We start from the raw sequence: 14,661 nt of genomic DNA on the forward strand, positions 1-14,661 counted from the left end.
AGAACTGCCACTGTCATCGCAACGAACAAGTGATGGTTAACAGGAAATAAATCAAGGGCATATGGCAGGTGTCAGGGCCAAGTCATCCTTGATATTGGGGAAGCGTCTATATATGTCCCCTTCACCTTGAGGCCAGGAGTCGGCTATCGGCGCATCCGGGGTCTGGTAATCCGGGGCCGGTTGGCGCATCCGGCAAAGAATACGGCCAGCGCCAGAGGCAACAGTCGCAAGGCAGGACTGATGGGGTGGGTCACGGTTTGCGTCGTCATATCAGACTCCTGCGGCATCCACGATTTTTCTATAAGGTGCTGTGCTTTCTCGCCGCCATAAAATAGAACACTATAAACGTCAGCAATTTCTCCTAATGCACAAAAGCCGCACGCAGAGACGAAAGAATCAATATCAATCTGTTTATTCACTACCGATGTATCACAGCAGAGTGGATGAAAAACCGTTAATTTACCCTGCTCCAACAACAGTAAATCGGCGAATAAAGACTCGCTGTCGATTAACGCAACGCGAAATGCAGCACTCGCTGCCAGTCGAGTACCATTGCGAATGGCGGCACCGTGGGTGGCATGCTCACGAAAAATCTCAGCTCCTGTATCAGCGGCATCTTTTGCAGCCAACACGATATTTTCGATTTCAGAGTTAATCGCCTCGACTGAAGCTTCATATACCCAAAAAGCTGGTTCGTGTAGATCCAATCGACCGTTGTTACAACATTTTTGAAGCGTCAAATAACAAGCTCTCCATATCCTAACCATATATATTGAGACGCTGCTCCTGCTTAAAATGAAACCCCTTATTGGAAGAAATTGTTAAACGTGGAATTCCTCGAAGAGCACAACGGACAGCGAACAGAATGACACCATTTCTATCTTTTTCAGCGATCGTTACCAGCCTGGCTTGAATTTGTTCCTGATCAAAATCACTGGAGTTCGTGGTGTTCATATGACGATCGTCCTTTGAAAATCTCATTGACCAAATATCGTACAGCAATGCTGCTATTGATTGATGATTAACCGCATCAAAAACCATACGGCCAGAACCCGACAGGAAGAACCATGCGAACCACAATCACAATCGACGATGAGCTTTATTACAGCGCCTTGTCCCTGGCGGCTCCCGGCACCGACAAAGCGGCACTGGTGCGTCAGGCAATGCAAACCTTTGTCCGTGTCGAATCAGCCAAACGGCTGGCCTGTCTGGGTGGTACGGCACCGACGATGGCCGGCCAGCGAGAAGTACCTGAAAACCAATGAACGTATTGGTTGATACGTCGGTATGAGTCAATCATTTCCGCCGCCCAAATTCCGCTTTGGCTCATTTACTGATGACAGGTCAGGTCAGCCTGCATCCAATGGTCATTGGTGAGTTGGCGTGTGGTACGCCGCCGCAACGACAACAGACACTGAGCGATCTGGCGCGGCTTCGCTCGACACATATATCAACCTGCTGGCATCGGTATTGATCAGCCCGGAAGGCGTTCTGTGGACAGAGGATAAACGCCTGGCAAAACTGGCCAAGCGTTTTGATATTGCATGGTCTGAACAGTAAAAGCAGACAACATTCGTCCTCTGCCACTTGAAGACACCACCCGACGTCGAACGTCAGACGGCCCCTGCATCCTTCAGAATCTCGGCGTATTCCGCGCCTTTCTCATGCTGGCTGATGGTGCCCAGAATGGTGTCACCCGCAGCGTTGGTGGCATTCAGGTCGTGGCCCTGAGCCTTGAACAGTTCGATATACTGGGCAAACGTGCCGGGTACCATGTAGCGGTAGGCACGGATGGCACCAATATAATCCGAGCTGTCGCCATCGTAGCTAGGGACGTTGAGAAATTCACTCAGTTGGGCTTCGCTCCAGTCACCACCAAATACTTTTTCTTTATCTTTCTTTTGCATGTTGATGCTCCGTCAGACGTCGGCCGTCGAAGCCAGACGTTGAATAGTTAATTCTGTATCCGATGCCATCACTTAACGATGCATCTTTGCTATTACTATCGGGTGTTAGTCAATTTTTCGGTACTTTATATCCCAAACGCCGTGGCCTTTACCCTGACCCCGCTTTTCAAAGCGGGTCAGCGGGCGTTCGTCCGGGCGTTCAACACACTGGCCGGAGCCAGCAATATTCTCGTACCCTGCTTGCGCATCCATTACCTCGATCATGTGTTCCATATAGTTTTCCCAGTCGGTGGCCATATGAAAGATGCCACCCGGCTTGAGAATACGGCGCAGGGTCTGGGCGAATTCGGTTTGTACAATGCGGCGCTTGTGGTGTTTTTTCTTGTGCCACGGGTCGGGGAAAAACAGTTGGATGGTATCGATGCTGTTATCCGGAATCAGTTTCAGCACTTCAATGGCATCATCCTTGTAGGTGCGCACATTCATAACCCCCGCTTCTTCCGCCAAATTCAGCAAAGAACCCACACCTGGCAGATGGACTTCCACGCCGATAAAGTTTTTTTCGGGGGCCTGAACGGCCATTTCGACCAGTGACTGGCCCATGCCGTAGCCAATTTCCAGTACGGTATGAGCGGCACGCCCAAACACGTCAGCCGGAACGATTGGGCCGTCGGCCAATTCCAGACCCCACTCCGTCCATTTACGCTCCAGTGCCTGTTCCTGACCTTTGGTCAGGCGACCGGCGCGGATCACAAAGCTTTTGATACCACGACGATAGACCGGCTTGTCGTCTACAGACGCTTGCTCCGCCGCAATTTCATCCCCTTCAGGCAGGGAAGTGGCGGTGTCATTCGGAAGGTTGTCGTTCAGGTTGTTGGACTCGTGTTCTGTCACTCAGGAATGCCTAACGTTAATCAGTGGAAGTAGAAGTCGTCATCGAACGGGCCGCGATAAATAACAAGCCCCAACCAATCAGCCAGCTGACGCCGCCAATCGGGGTGATCATGCCCAGCATGCGAATATTCAACAGCACCATGGCGTACAGACTGCCGCAAAACAGCAATAACCCAAGCACCATAAACAGCGCCGCCCGATTGAGCCAGACCTGCGGCTGCTGCAGTTGCCAAACCCCCAGGCCCAGCAACACGGCGGCGTGCAGCAGATGGTAGTCAACGGCGGTCTGGTAGACTGTCATCATCGGCGGCGTCAGATGGTCTTTGAGGCCATGGGCACCAAATGCACCGAGTGCTACGCCCAGAAAACCGGCGATGGCCGCCAGCATCAACGTCATTCGTGCCTGCATGGGTCGGCTCCGATCAGCAAAATAGCGGGCTATTATAGAGGAGCGAGGGACGCAGGTCAGCTTTGGTGGAGGAATAGCAGGACGTTCAGCCCGCCCAATAGTTCATGACACGGTATTGCAACAAAGCCATTGGCCCATCACCACAGCCCATTGCTATCATGTCCCTTCCTGAAAGTGAGGCAACCGAGTGAAATACAACGACCTTCGCGACTTTATCGACCAGCTGGAAGCGCTGGGTGAACTCAAGCGCATCAGTTATCCCGTCGATCCGCATCTGGAAATGACTGAAATTGCCGACCGGGTGTTACGCGCCGAAGGCCCGGCACTGCTGTTCGAGAACCCCAAGGGTTACGATATGCCCGTGCTGGCGAACCTGTTTGGTACGCCCAAGCGGGTGGCGATGGGGATGGGTGAAAACTCGGTGGAGGCGCTGCGGGAAGTCGGCAAGCTGCTGGCTTTTCTGAAAGAGCCAGAGCCACCCAAGGGCATGAAAGACGTCTGGGAAAAGCTGCCGATTTTCAAGAAAGTCCTCACCATGGGCCCGAGTGTGGTTAAAAAAGCACCCTGTCAGCAGGTGGTGATTGAAGGTGATGACGTGGATCTGGGCAAGATTCCGGTGATGCATTGCTGGCCTGGTGATGTCGCTCCACTGATCACCTGGCCTTTGGTGATCACCAAAGGCCCACACAAAGAGCGCCATAATCTGGGTATTTATCGCCAGCAGGTCATCGGCAAAAACAAGGTGATTATGCGCTGGCTCAGCCATCGGGGTGGCGCACTCGATTTTCTGGAATGGCAAAAGGCGCATCCGGGCGAACCCTTCCCGGTTACCGTGGCACTAGGGGCCGACCCCGCGACCATTTTGGGGGCCGTCACGCCGGTACCGGATACCCTCAGCGAATACGCGTTTGCCGGCCTGCTGCGCGACAGCAAAACCGAGCTGGTAAAAAGTATCGGTAACGAATTATTGCTGCCTGCCAGTGCCGAGATCGTATTGGAAGGCGTGATCCATGCTGGTGAAATGGCGCCGGAAGGGCCCTATGGTGACCACACTGGTTACTACAACGAAGTCGATCAGTTCCCGGTCTTCACCGTCGAACGCATTACCCACCGCCGCGATCCTATTTACCACAGTACTTATACCGGTCGGCCACCGGATGAACCCGCAATCCTTGGTGTGGCCCTGAACGAGGTATTTGTACCGATTCTGCAAAAGCAGTTTCCAGAAATCGTCGACTTCTATCTGCCGCCAGAAGGCTGTTCTTACCGCATGGCGATTGTCAGCATGAAGAAGCAGTACCCCGGTCACGCCAAACGGGTGATGATGGGGGTATGGTCGTTTTTACGCCAGTTTATGTACACCAAGTTTGTCATTGTGGTAGACGACGATGTGAACACTCGCGACTGGAAAGACGTGATTTGGGCGATCACTACCCGCATGGATCCGGCACGGGACACCACCCTGATAGAAAACACCCCCATCGACTACCTCGATTTTGCCTCGCCAGTCTCTGGTCTGGGTTCGAAAATGGGGATGGATGCCACCAACAAATGGCCTGGCGAAACCAGCCGCGAATGGGGCACCCCGATTGTGAAAGACCCGAGCGTCGTTGCATATATCGATGACATCTGGTCGGAACTGGGCCTCGACCCGATGGATGCAGAGCCGTGAGTGACGTTCAAAACAGCGGAACGGTTACCGTCACCTTTATGCCCAACCAGGTAACCATGCGCTGTCGCACCGATCAGACGCTGATGGATGCCGCCCGTGAACACGGCATCAAGATGAAAACCGCCTGTAAAAACGGCGTCTGTGAAATCTGTGCCGCCGACTGGGTCACTGGCGCACTGGAATTTATCAATCCCATGGGCAGCCAAATACTTGATAAAAACAATCGGGTATTATGCTGCGTAGCAATTCCCAAAACGGATACCCAGATTTTTATGGCCAATGTTCAGCAGCCGGATTTCAAGCACCAGGTTAACCTGGCAATGCAGATTCAGTCAGTCGTCGCACTGAATGACGAAGTGTATGCCGTCGAGCTGCTGGCTCCGGCGGGCAAGGTGCTGGATTTCTGGCCAGGACAGTATTTGATGCTGCCTATCCAGGAGGCCGACGGTGCCACCCGGCAAATTCCCTATTCCATTGCCAGCGCGCCGGGCAGCCTAACCGGCAAAGAGCCACGCCTGCTGGAACTGCATATTGCCAATGCCAGCGATACTGCGGCACGAGTGATTAGCCAGCTGCAAAATAGCCCGACAATCACAGTCACCCTGCCAATGGGTGACTGCTTTGTCTCGCCAACACAGTTGCAGGCCTGCGCTGGCAAGCCGATTATTCTGATCGCGGCCGGTACCGGTTTTGCTCAAATCAAGGCACTGGCCGAAGGGATTCTGGCACTGGCACCGGAGCAGGAAATTCATCTGTATTGGTCGAACCGCAGTTCCGGCGGCTTCTACATGGCCGACTTGCCACGGCAGTGGGATCACGACCACGCCAACCTGCATTTTCACCCGATTCTGGAACAACACGCCGACGACTGGAACGGCCGTGCGGGCTGGATCTATCAGGTGATTCAACACGACTTCAAAGATCTGAATGGCGTCCACGCCTATGCCTGTGGTTCACCGAATATGGTGTACGGCACCCTCGACCAACTGGAGCCGCTGGGGTTAAGCGAAGCCAATCTTCATTCCGATGTCCTGGCCTACGCACCACGGCCACAAAAGGCCTGACAAAGAGGGTGACAGCTGGCAGACTCCTGCCGATTTGGCCAACAATGGAGTTCGAGTAACGGCACCGTTGCGGTCTTAACATTCCGACAACCCTGGCCAGTTACTCGACTATGGTGAGCCGAGCATACGCTAACCTGACATCGAAAGAGCAATCATCAAGGAGCATTTATGGACTGGTTAAATCAACTGGGCAATTCAATTTCCAGCGAAGAAATATGGGCAGAATACCTGCTACCGTGGGGAACCCAGATCATACTGGCATTGGTTGTTTTTATTGTTGGCCGCATGATCGCCAATCTGCTGGTCAAGGCGGTACTCAGCATGATGGGCAAAGCCAAGGTTGAACCTATCCTGACCGATTTTGTGGGTACGGTACTGGGTGCGCTGTTACTGGTACTGGTGATTGTCATCTCACTCTCGCAGCTGGGGCTGGATACCACCTCACTGATCACCTTGCTCGGTGCCGCTGGCCTGGCCGTTGGTCTGGCATTAAAAGATTCGCTGTCGCATTTTGCCGCAGGAGTCATGCTGATTCTGTTTCGCCCGTTCAAGGTCGGCGACTATGTCGAAGTTGATGGCGTTGCCGGATCCGTTGATAAAATCACCATTTTCAGCACACGCCTGAAAACCCCCGACAACCGGGTAGTGACCGTTCCGAACTCCAATGTCTTTGGCAACACTATGGTTAACTACTCGGAAGAGGCCACCCGCCGTCTGGATATGGTGGTCGGCATCTCTTACGGCAGTGACCTGCTGCTGGCCAAAAAAATTCTGATGGACATGCTGGCCAGCGATGAGCGCGTATTAAAGGATCCCGAGTTCAAGGTCGCGGTATCCGAACTGGCCGATTCCTCCGTCAACTTTGTCGTACGTCCTTGGGTCAAGGCATCGGACTATTGGGCCGTCAAATGGGATCTGACCGAAGCCATCAAGCTGCGTTTTGACGCTGAAGGCATCGAGATTCCATTTCCACAGATGGATGTCCATATCAACAACCCGGACTAAACGTCGACTCAGCCGTCAACCTGGCTATAAATACCACCCTCTATGCGACCAATGGCGTAACGCCTTGGTCGCCAAAAACGCTCAAGATGTAACCACAATAATAAGAAGGTTACCTCCATGTTTCGTTGCGTTGTATTCATTGCTCTCGCCCTGTCGACACTCGCCAGCCACGCCGCCGATCCTATTCGGCTAGGGCTGAACTATCCGTCCACTGGTCGTTACAAGGAACAGGGTATCGCCCAGGCCCGTGGCGCACTGATGGCCATCGAAGAGATTAATGCGGCTGGTGGCCTGCTGGGACGCCCGCTTGAATTACTCACCGCCAACACCGCTTCCAAACCGGAAAAAGCAGTTGAAAATGTCAAGCATCTTGCTGCTCAGGGTGCCTCCATGCTGTTTGGTGGCTCTTCCAGTGCCGTTGCTATCGCGGCGGGCAAAGAAGCGGCACGCCAGGGACTGATCTACTTCGGGACCCTGACCTATGCCAACGAGACCACCGACGAAGAAGGCCAGCGGTATATGTTTCGCGAAACCTACAACGCCTGGATGGCAGCCAAGGCGCTGGCGTTTTATCTCAACCAGAGTCTGGCGGGCAAAAAAGTGTTCTACCTGACGGCAGACTATAGCTGGGGCCATTCGACCGAGAGCTCGTTGCGTAACTTCACCAATACCAAAGACGAAAACATGCACCCCGGCGTGCTGGTTCCCTTCCCACGCCCGAAACAGTCTGATATTGAAAACGCCCTGACCGCCGCAGAACGCTCCGGGGCTGACGTACTGATGATGATCCAGTTTGGTGATGATATGGCGACTGCGCTGAACCTGGCCTATCGCATGGGGCTGAAAGAAAAAATGACGATTGTAGTACCGAATCTGACGCTGGGAATGGCCAAGTCAGCCGGTGCTGGTGTGATGGAAGATGTGATCGGAGCCGTGCCCTGGTGCTGGCAAGTGCCCTATTTGTACGGCTTTGAAAAAGGGAAACAGTTTGTCGAACGCTTTGCCGAGCGCTTCCAGAAATACCCTTCCAGCTCTGCCGCTTCCGCCTACAGTATTGTTTATGAGTTCAAGTCTGCCGTAGAACGGACGGGCAGCCTGAACAGCAGCAAGCTGATCACAGCGCTGGAAAACCACACCTACACCAGTGTCAAGGATCCACAAACCTGGCGGGATTTTGATCACCAGAACCTGCAATCCGTCTATGTCGTCAAAGGTAAACAGCGTGCCAGGGTACTGGCAGACAAGTTTAATGAGGACTATTTCGAGGTCTTGCTGAACATCTCAGGCAACACCGCCGCTAAAACTTATGACGAGTGGGTGGCAACGCGGCAAGCAGCTGGCAAGCCTGTCCGCCTGCAATAGCTCAGCGATAAACCGCCAGCCAACAAGCGGGGAGGTGTTTACCCGCCCGGCTGGCACTCCTGCTGCGCCAGCGCCTTCTGGAAATAGCGGCTGGCACCGACGTGATCCTGCTCCTGCACCAGCAACTTGCCCATTTCGGCGTTCAGCTCCGGCAAGCTTTTAAGCTTCAAGCCCATCAGCAGAAATTCCTTGGCACGCTCTGGCTGCTCAATACGTAGCGCCAGCTGCGCCAATATCAGCAGCAGTACCGGATCATTAGGCCGCCCCTGTAACTGCTTTTCTGCGAACAGGAAACGTCGGCGAGCATCAACTCCATTTAATCCGGCATAGGCGATCAACAGTTCATCGCGCCAGACGTAAGTCAGGCCATGGCGCAAATCCGTTTCCGCCTGTTCGTCTTCACCCAGCTCATGCAAGGTTTTGGCGTAGTGCAGCAGAATATCCGCTTGGTGACGACAATGGCGCGGCATCGACTGATACAGTTTTTTTAGTGCTGGAACCGGGTCTTTGCCCTGATGACTCTTCGCAGTGCGGTCGATCAACTGCAGATAAACTTTTTCTTCCAGCTCGATAATTTTATTCTGAGGGATTTTACCCGTCTTACTCAGTACCGGCAGCAACTCATGCAAAGCCACCCAGTCTTCAAGATCCTGATACAGCCGTACCAGCAGCTTGAGCAAATAGCTGTGGCGCGGATAACGATCCCGCAAGCTGACCAACACCGCCAGCGCCTGCTCCTTGTGACCACGGGAGATGAGCAGTTGCGCATGGGAAATCCCCACTGCCAACTCGGCCCCACGGGTACTTTTATTGGCGGCATTCAACAACTCATCGGTGGTGTCGTGCTTGCCTTGCTCATACGCCGCACGGGCAGCCGCCAGATAGTTGATCAGCGGCATGTCGGTATCGGTAGCTGAACGCGTCAGCAGTCGTTCGGCTCTGGCCCACTGGCCCAACGCCAACGACAACAGCCCACGGGTGGTTTGCTTGCGGGCGCGGGCCGTACGCCGGCTGCGCCGCCATTCATTAAAACGCCAGTCGGATCCCAGCATCACCAGGCTAAAGCGAAACAGGAAATACACCACCACCAGCATCAAGCCCAACAGCAGCAGAAAAAACCACAAACTGGTTTCAATGCTGTAATGGCCCCAGCTCAACAAAACATAGCCAGCATCCTGCCCGGCGAGCGATCCGACCCCCAGCGCGACGACCAGGGTAATCACAAAAAACAGCAACCAGCGCTTCATGGTTGTGCTCCTTGCGAGCCGGGTTCCGCTGGCACCTCAGACACCACCGGAGGTTCGACCGTGTGGGTTCGGGCTGGCTCAGCTGCCGATGTGGTTGTATCGAGTGCCATACGGACACGCAAGGCCTGCAAGGAGCCACTGATATCCGGAACTGCCGGACTAACCTGCCATTGTTGCAGCTGGCTTAGCAGCTCACGTAACGCCAGCACTGCCTGATCCTCTTTCGGCAGATACTGGCTTACCCAGCGGTTTACCCGGCTGAGGCTGCGATCGTAGAGATTCTGATCACCGCGCAACATGGCCAGTTGTGCCTGTTCCAGCATCAAGCGGGCATTCTGTTGCAGGTAATAGGCCTGCTCCGGTGCCATCGGAATATCAAGGGGGGTTGCCTGACGACGAATACGCACGACCTGACCAATGCCCTGCTTTAGCTCGCTGAATAACTGCTGGTACCAGTGTTGTGGTGCCGTGTCGGTCTCAACCTCGACAGTGGCACTTGGCGCTGGCACTGACGTTGATGTTGATGTTGATGTTGATGTTGATGTTGATGTTGATGTTGATGTTGATGTTGATGTTGATGTTGATGTTGACGACAAGCGTACTTGCGGTAACCAGTCGATCTGATCAAGTGAATCCTGCATCGCCTGCAAGCGGGCAATCGCACCCACCTTGTCGACACCCGGAACCTGCCGCAGCTGCTGGATTTCAGTAGCAATTTTAGCTCGCACCGCATCGTAAGCCGGATTGCGGGTTTCCAGCAGCACCTTGTCTGCAGCTTCCAGCATCGCGGCGGCACCGCTCACGTCGTGTTCCAGACCCAGGCGCTGGTTGGCCAGGCGCAGCAGATATTCCACTTCTGCCAGCAGCCAGTCCTGACGATCCGAACCGGCCAGCTGGGCCAGTCGCTGCTCATTGTGTACCGACTGATTCGATACCGTCGCCAGTTGCTCCTTCAGGCTACGATTGCCAGCGTCCAGCTGTTGCTGACGTTGGCCCAGGGCACTCAACGCCTGATGATCAGACTGTGCTTGTTGGCTCAGTCCCTGCAACTGTTGTTGCAGCTGGTCGACCTGTTGACGCTGTTGTAATCCGTACCACACCAGTGCAGCAGATGCCGCCAACGACAGTAATACCAACAGCACAAGCAGCCAGATGCCAAGCGACGATCGCCGTGGCGGCTGGTCGGCCTTGACCGTTGTGCGATTTGGTGCGGGTTCTTCAGGAGCAACATCAGAATCTGCCAGACTGTCTGCCGCCGTCATTTTGTCTGCGGCTGCAGTCGTTGTTTGCGGTTCCAGCGCCAGCGTTTCAGGGCTGGACGGCTGATCGGAGCCGGAGCCGCTGCTGTCTGCCGGCGTGCCTGCTGTGTTCTGCTTGTCTTTGTTGTTATCCACGTCTGTCTTCCTGTCACCGCCGCCGCTTGCGACCTGGTTATCGGGTTACAGCTGCGCTGCCAGGCAACTGAGCATATCTTCATCCCGTGCACTGGCGGGTACCAGTACCGGATCATAGCCTTTGGCGCGCGCCGCTGCGGCAATACCTTCGCTGGGCAATATCAACCCGGCGATACGTCTGGCCAACTCTGGCACCTGCCCTTCAATAATATCCAGCGCCTGCCCGCTGCTGAGCAACAGCCATGGACAAGCTGCCAATGCCGCGTCCCAGTCGTCGCGGCTATACGGCACCGGCTGCCGCTCATATAGCTCGGCATAGTCAACACGGGCTCCTCGGGCGCGTAACTCACTGGCCAGCGTTTCACGGCCGCCCACTCCGCGCCAGATCAGAATGCGTTGTTCTGCGATCTGCTGCAAGGCGGCTAATGCAAGCAGTCCTTCACTGTCATAGCGGCTGGCCGGACACTGGGCATCCAGACCGAACTCCCGCAGTGGCTCGACACTGGCAGGGCCAACGCCGTACCAGTCCAGACCCAGTGGTGGCTGGGGCCAGAATTCATCCAGCCAGGCCAGCCCTTGCCGGGCGGCATTGGCACTGATAGCAATCACCTGCTGATACAGGTCAAGGTCGAGCATACAACTGCGGGTTGCTCGCGCTGCCGGGCTGTCTGCGGCAACCGGTTGAATCGCCATCAGTGGACGATGTAATACCTGATAACCACACTGCTCCAGTGCGCCGATCAGCCGATCAGCCTGACCCTCGGGGCGAGTCACCAGAATCGTCACCAAGGCCTAGCGCACCTCGTGGCCGTAAACGGCCGACAAAATCTCGCCAGCACCTTGGGCCAGTAAATGTTCCGCCGCCAGAATACCAATCGCCTCGGCATCGGCTATCGCTCCCTGTTGCCGGGTGGTCAATACGGTACTGCCATCCACCGAACCGACCAGCCCCCGCAAGGTCAGTTGTTCGCCCACACGTTCGGCATAAGCGGCAATCGGCACCTGACAGCCTCCTTGCAGGCGACGATTCAATGCCCGCTCCGCCAGTACGCACGCGGTGGTGTCGGCATGGCCCAACGGGGCAATCAGTGCCTTGATGGTGTCGTCGTCGCTGCGCCATTCGATGCCCAAGGCCCCCTGACCACCGGCTGGCAGTGACTGTTCCGCCGCCATAAACGCCGTCAGGCGGTCTGCCATTGCCATCCGTAACAGCCCGGCGGATGCCAGTATGATGGCGTCAAACTCACCGCCATCGAGCTTGCCGAGTCGGGTCTGGACATTGCCCCGCAGAGATCGGATCTGTAAATCCGGTCGCTGCTGTTGCAACTGGCACTGACGACGCAAGCTCGACGTGCCGACGATGGCCCCTTGTGGCAGTTCGTTAACACTGCGGTAATGGTTGGATACAAAGGCATCCAGCGGATTTTCCCGCTCACAGATGACACCCAGTTCCAGTCCTGGCGGAAATTCCATCGGCACATCTTTCATGGAGTGCACGGCAATGTCCGCCCGGCCGTCCAGCATCGCCACCTCAAGCTCTTTGACGAACAAGCCCTTGCCACCGATTTTGGCTAATGGGGTATCGAGAATTTTGTCGCCCTGGGTCGAGAAGGTCACCAGCTCGACTTCAAGCCCGCCATGCAATGCCAGCAGGCGGGCTTTGATATGTTCAGCCTGCCACAGGGCCAGGGGACTTTTGCGGGTGGCAATACGGAGCAGGCGTGCTGACGACATAATGATCCTTGTTCGACGAGAAGCGTAACGGCCTGACTGGCAGACCGCCGCGATATCATAAATTTGCCGAATCATACCAGTGCTGGCGCGTCAGCTGAAATTACCCGGATCAGCAAATGCCATTATCGGCCCATTACAGTGACTTCATTACCTTGCGAACTTCCGGCAAATGACGCCTACTGACCGCCACACCCACTTCAAGACCACGCAAATAGACAAGGTGGCCACCACCTTCCAGGGTTTCCAGCCGAACGATACGATCCCGCGCCACCAGTGCACTGCGGTGTACACGGACGAAGCGATCACCAAACTCGTCTTCAAGCTGGCGCAGGCTGTCATCGATCAGGGTTTCGCCCTGCTCGTGGATAGCGTTTACGTATTTCTGGTCGGCCAAAAAGTAGCAGACTTCTTCCACCGGAATCAGCTGCAGCCCCATATGGGTACGGGCAGTCAGATGACTGCGCACCCCAAGGGTGGCGATGCGGCGTTGCGCCCGGCCGGCCAAGCGCTCTCTGACCCGATCCAGTGCCCGCTGCAAATCCGCCGGACGCACCGGCTTGAGCAAATAATCAATCGCACTGACGCCAAAGGCATCCAACGCGTGTTCGTCAAAAGCGGTACAAAACACCACTAGCGGGGGATGCGCGTGTTGCTGCAAGGCCTGCGCGGTTTCGAGGCCGCTACGACCGGGCATCTGGATATCGAGTAACAGCACATCAACACCGTTGAATACCAGCCACTCCAACACGGCATCGCCGCTTTCCAGTTCAGCCACCAGTTCAAAGTCCGGGTGCTCTCCTATCAATCGCGCCAGCCGGTCACGGGCCAGCGGCTCATCATCAACCAGAGCGATGCGATAACTCATGGGTATACTCTCCAGAATGCTGCGGAATCAATATCCGCGCCTGATATTCATCTGGCAGCTCTGCGGTCTGCAGCCGGGCAGATTCACCAAACAGAGTTTCCAGCCGAGTGCGAATATTACGCTGGGCAATGCCGTTACCTGGCGTACTGGCACCGGGAAGGCGGGCATTCGCCACCGCCAGCTCCCAGCCATCGGCGACGGCGGTCAGCGAAATACGAATCCAGCCACCCTCCACCAATGGCTGCACACCATGGTAGACGGCATTTTCCAGCAAGGGCTGGAGAATCAGTGCTGGCATGGTGATCTCTGGCAATGGCTCTGGCAGTTGCCATTCAACCTCCAGCCGCGCGCCCAACCGGGTATGCTCGATGTCCAGATAGCGCTGGCCAAATTCAATCTCCTGCGCCAAGGTAGAGGGCTGGTCATCGGCTTTTAATACCACCCGGAACAACTGCGCCAGATCCAGCAGCATGTTTTCGGCTTTTTCCGGGTCGATCACAATCAATGCCGCCACAGTGTTCAGCGTGTTGAAAAAAAAGTGCGGACGAATATTCGCCTGCAAGGCCGACAGCCGCGCCTTGAGTTCGGCCTGTGCCTGTATCCGCCACTGGCTCTGAACGTAGAAATAACGCAACGCCAACGCCGTCACCAGCGCACTGACCAGCGCATTGCGAGCAAGCCAGAGCCAATCAATGCTCCGCAGACTGGTCGGCCAGAGCCAGTCTGCCATTAGTCCGACCCCTAGCGTCACCAGCTGCACCAGCAACAACGCCAATACCGACACCAGCATGACGTTGACTTGCACCAGAACAAAACGTAACTGACACAAAATAGCCACCGAGAGCAACGCAACCCATTGCACAAACAGCGACACCAGGCCGAACCGCTCCCAGGAAAACGCCGCCAGGGACGACTCCATCAGCGTCAGAATCGCCACCAGCCCCTCGCTGACCGCCAACAAAAACAGGATCGCTCGGGTGTTGCAGAGATCCGGCAGAAAAAAAGCATCCAGCAAACCGCGATCATGCTGACGACTGACAACGGCGGGAGTGTTCGGCATAACGGACGCCTTTGGCCATGGAATGAGATAAACAGCTGGGAGTCTGTC

Annotated in this window: 17 protein-coding genes; 6 read left to right on the forward strand and 11 right to left on the reverse strand. The window is 55.4% G+C overall.

Annotated features, from left to right (window positions below):
* Window positions 1-143 precede the first annotated feature (143 nt).
* Window positions 144-740 carry a hypothetical protein gene (locus WG929_RS16095; RefSeq protein WP_416206899.1) on the reverse strand — a complete coding sequence of 199 codons (597 nt, stop codon included), beginning with the start codon at window positions 738-740 and terminating at the stop codon, window positions 144-146.
* A gap of 19 nt (window positions 741-759) precedes the next feature.
* Window positions 760-1,041: a hypothetical protein gene (locus tag WG929_RS16100; protein WP_416206900.1), complete on the reverse strand. Its 282-nt coding sequence runs from the start codon at window positions 1,039-1,041 to the stop codon at window positions 760-762.
* Window positions 1,042-1,067: 26 nt separating this feature from the next.
* Here WG929_RS16100 and WG929_RS16105 point away from each other — a divergent pair, with 26 nt between their 5' ends.
* Both WG929_RS16105 and WG929_RS16110 read left to right on the forward strand, forming a co-directional pair.
* Window positions 1,068-1,265, forward strand: a complete 198-nt coding sequence (locus tag WG929_RS16105) for a type II toxin-antitoxin system VapB family antitoxin (RefSeq protein WP_416206901.1) — start codon at window positions 1,068-1,070, stop codon at window positions 1,263-1,265.
* Window positions 1,266-1,383: 118 nt separating this feature from the next.
* Window positions 1,384-1,560: a hypothetical protein gene (locus WG929_RS16110; protein WP_416206902.1), complete on the forward strand. Its 177-nt coding sequence runs from the start codon at window positions 1,384-1,386 to the stop codon at window positions 1,558-1,560.
* Between the two features lie 53 nt (window positions 1,561-1,613).
* Here WG929_RS16110 and WG929_RS16115 read toward each other — a convergent pair whose 3' ends face one another.
* From WG929_RS16115 to WG929_RS16125, 3 genes are all read right to left on the reverse strand, one after another.
* On the reverse strand, window positions 1,614-1,907 hold the full coding sequence (locus WG929_RS16115; RefSeq protein ID WP_416206903.1) for a PA4642 family protein: 294 nt from the start codon (window positions 1,905-1,907) through the stop codon (window positions 1,614-1,616).
* A 105-nt stretch (window positions 1,908-2,012) separates the two neighbouring features.
* Complete coding sequence (trmB, locus tag WG929_RS16120) at window positions 2,013-2,801, reverse strand: tRNA (guanosine(46)-N7)-methyltransferase TrmB (protein WP_416206904.1); 789 nt, start codon at window positions 2,799-2,801, stop codon at window positions 2,013-2,015.
* Window positions 2,802-2,817: 16 nt separating this feature from the next.
* Window positions 2,818-3,210, reverse strand: coding sequence for a DUF423 domain-containing protein (locus WG929_RS16125; RefSeq protein ID WP_369856157.1), 393 nt, complete (start codon window positions 3,208-3,210; stop codon window positions 2,818-2,820).
* Window positions 3,211-3,397: 187 nt separating this feature from the next.
* Here WG929_RS16125 and ubiD point away from each other — a divergent pair, with 187 nt between their 5' ends.
* The 4 genes from ubiD to WG929_RS16145 all read left to right on the forward strand — a co-directional run bounded on the left by ubiD (window position 3,398) and on the right by WG929_RS16145 (window position 8,313).
* A complete protein-coding gene (ubiD, locus tag WG929_RS16130) occupies window positions 3,398-4,882 on the forward strand; it encodes a 4-hydroxy-3-polyprenylbenzoate decarboxylase (RefSeq protein ID WP_416206905.1) in 1,485 nt (494 codons plus the stop codon).
* Complete coding sequence (locus tag WG929_RS16135; RefSeq protein ID WP_416206906.1) at window positions 4,879-5,946, forward strand: 2Fe-2S iron-sulfur cluster-binding protein; 1,068 nt, start codon at window positions 4,879-4,881, stop codon at window positions 5,944-5,946. The genes ubiD and WG929_RS16135 overlap by 4 nt, the downstream gene beginning before the upstream one ends.
* A 168-nt stretch (window positions 5,947-6,114) precedes the next feature.
* A complete protein-coding gene (locus WG929_RS16140; RefSeq protein ID WP_416206907.1) occupies window positions 6,115-6,951 on the forward strand; it encodes a mechanosensitive ion channel family protein in 837 nt (278 codons plus the stop codon).
* 117 nt (window positions 6,952-7,068) lie between these two features.
* Window positions 7,069-8,313: an ABC transporter substrate-binding protein gene (locus WG929_RS16145; RefSeq protein ID WP_416206908.1), complete on the forward strand. Its 1,245-nt coding sequence runs from the start codon at window positions 7,069-7,071 to the stop codon at window positions 8,311-8,313.
* A 38-nt stretch (window positions 8,314-8,351) separates the two neighbouring features.
* Here the strand turns inward: WG929_RS16145 and WG929_RS16150 are convergent, their stop codons facing one another.
* The 6 genes from WG929_RS16150 to WG929_RS16175 form a co-directional block, all read right to left on the reverse strand.
* Window positions 8,352-9,560, reverse strand: coding sequence for a heme biosynthesis HemY N-terminal domain-containing protein (locus tag WG929_RS16150; RefSeq protein ID WP_416206909.1), 1,209 nt, complete (start codon window positions 9,558-9,560; stop codon window positions 8,352-8,354).
* Window positions 9,557-10,954 carry a uroporphyrinogen-III C-methyltransferase gene (locus WG929_RS16155; protein ID WP_416206910.1) on the reverse strand — a complete coding sequence of 466 codons (1,398 nt, stop codon included), beginning with the start codon at window positions 10,952-10,954 and terminating at the stop codon, window positions 9,557-9,559. The genes WG929_RS16150 and WG929_RS16155 overlap by 4 nt, the downstream gene beginning before the upstream one ends.
* Before the next feature lie 45 nt (window positions 10,955-10,999).
* Window positions 11,000-11,740: a uroporphyrinogen-III synthase gene (locus WG929_RS16160; protein WP_416206972.1), complete on the reverse strand. Its 741-nt coding sequence runs from the start codon at window positions 11,738-11,740 to the stop codon at window positions 11,000-11,002.
* 6 nt (window positions 11,741-11,746) lie between these two features.
* A complete protein-coding gene (gene hemC, locus WG929_RS16165; RefSeq protein ID WP_416206911.1) occupies window positions 11,747-12,688 on the reverse strand; it encodes a hydroxymethylbilane synthase in 942 nt (313 codons plus the stop codon).
* Between the two features lie 133 nt (window positions 12,689-12,821).
* Window positions 12,822-13,553, reverse strand: a complete 732-nt coding sequence (locus WG929_RS16170) for a LytR/AlgR family response regulator transcription factor (RefSeq protein ID WP_416206912.1) — start codon at window positions 13,551-13,553, stop codon at window positions 12,822-12,824.
* A complete protein-coding gene (locus tag WG929_RS16175; RefSeq protein ID WP_416206913.1) occupies window positions 13,528-14,613 on the reverse strand; it encodes a sensor histidine kinase in 1,086 nt (361 codons plus the stop codon). The genes WG929_RS16170 and WG929_RS16175 overlap by 26 nt, the downstream gene beginning before the upstream one ends.
* Window positions 14,614-14,661: the final 48 nt, after the last annotated feature.

It is taken from the genome of Oceanobacter antarcticus (assembly GCF_044962685.1).
Taxonomy (GTDB): domain Bacteria; phylum Pseudomonadota; class Gammaproteobacteria; order Pseudomonadales; family Oceanobacteraceae; genus Oceanobacter; species Oceanobacter antarcticus.

What these genes read in the sequence shown, in the direction of transcription:
- hemC (WP_416206911.1), bottom strand. Translation starts at nt 12,688, where the DNA reads ATGTCGTCAGCACGCCTGCTCCGTATTGCCACCCGCAAAAGTCCCCTG.
- WG929_RS16145 (WP_416206908.1), top strand. Translation starts at nt 7,069, where the DNA reads ATGTTTCGTTGCGTTGTATTCATTGCTCTCGCCCTGTCGACACTCGCC.
- WG929_RS16100 (WP_416206900.1), bottom strand. Translation starts at nt 1,041, where the DNA reads ATGGTTTTTGATGCGGTTAATCATCAATCAATAGCAGCATTGCTGTAC.
- WG929_RS16170 (WP_416206912.1), bottom strand. Translation starts at nt 13,553, where the DNA reads ATGAGTTATCGCATCGCTCTGGTTGATGATGAGCCGCTGGCCCGTGAC.
- WG929_RS16125 (WP_369856157.1), bottom strand. Translation starts at nt 3,210, where the DNA reads ATGCAGGCACGAATGACGTTGATGCTGGCGGCCATCGCCGGTTTTCTG.
- WG929_RS16105 (WP_416206901.1), top strand. Translation starts at nt 1,068, where the DNA reads ATGCGAACCACAATCACAATCGACGATGAGCTTTATTACAGCGCCTTG.
- WG929_RS16115 (WP_416206903.1), bottom strand. Translation starts at nt 1,907, where the DNA reads ATGCAAAAGAAAGATAAAGAAAAAGTATTTGGTGGTGACTGGAGCGAA.
- WG929_RS16150 (WP_416206909.1), bottom strand. Translation starts at nt 9,560, where the DNA reads ATGAAGCGCTGGTTGCTGTTTTTTGTGATTACCCTGGTCGTCGCGCTG.
- WG929_RS16175 (WP_416206913.1), bottom strand. Translation starts at nt 14,613, where the DNA reads ATGCCGAACACTCCCGCCGTTGTCAGTCGTCAGCATGATCGCGGTTTG.
- WG929_RS16140 (WP_416206907.1), top strand. Translation starts at nt 6,115, where the DNA reads ATGGACTGGTTAAATCAACTGGGCAATTCAATTTCCAGCGAAGAAATA.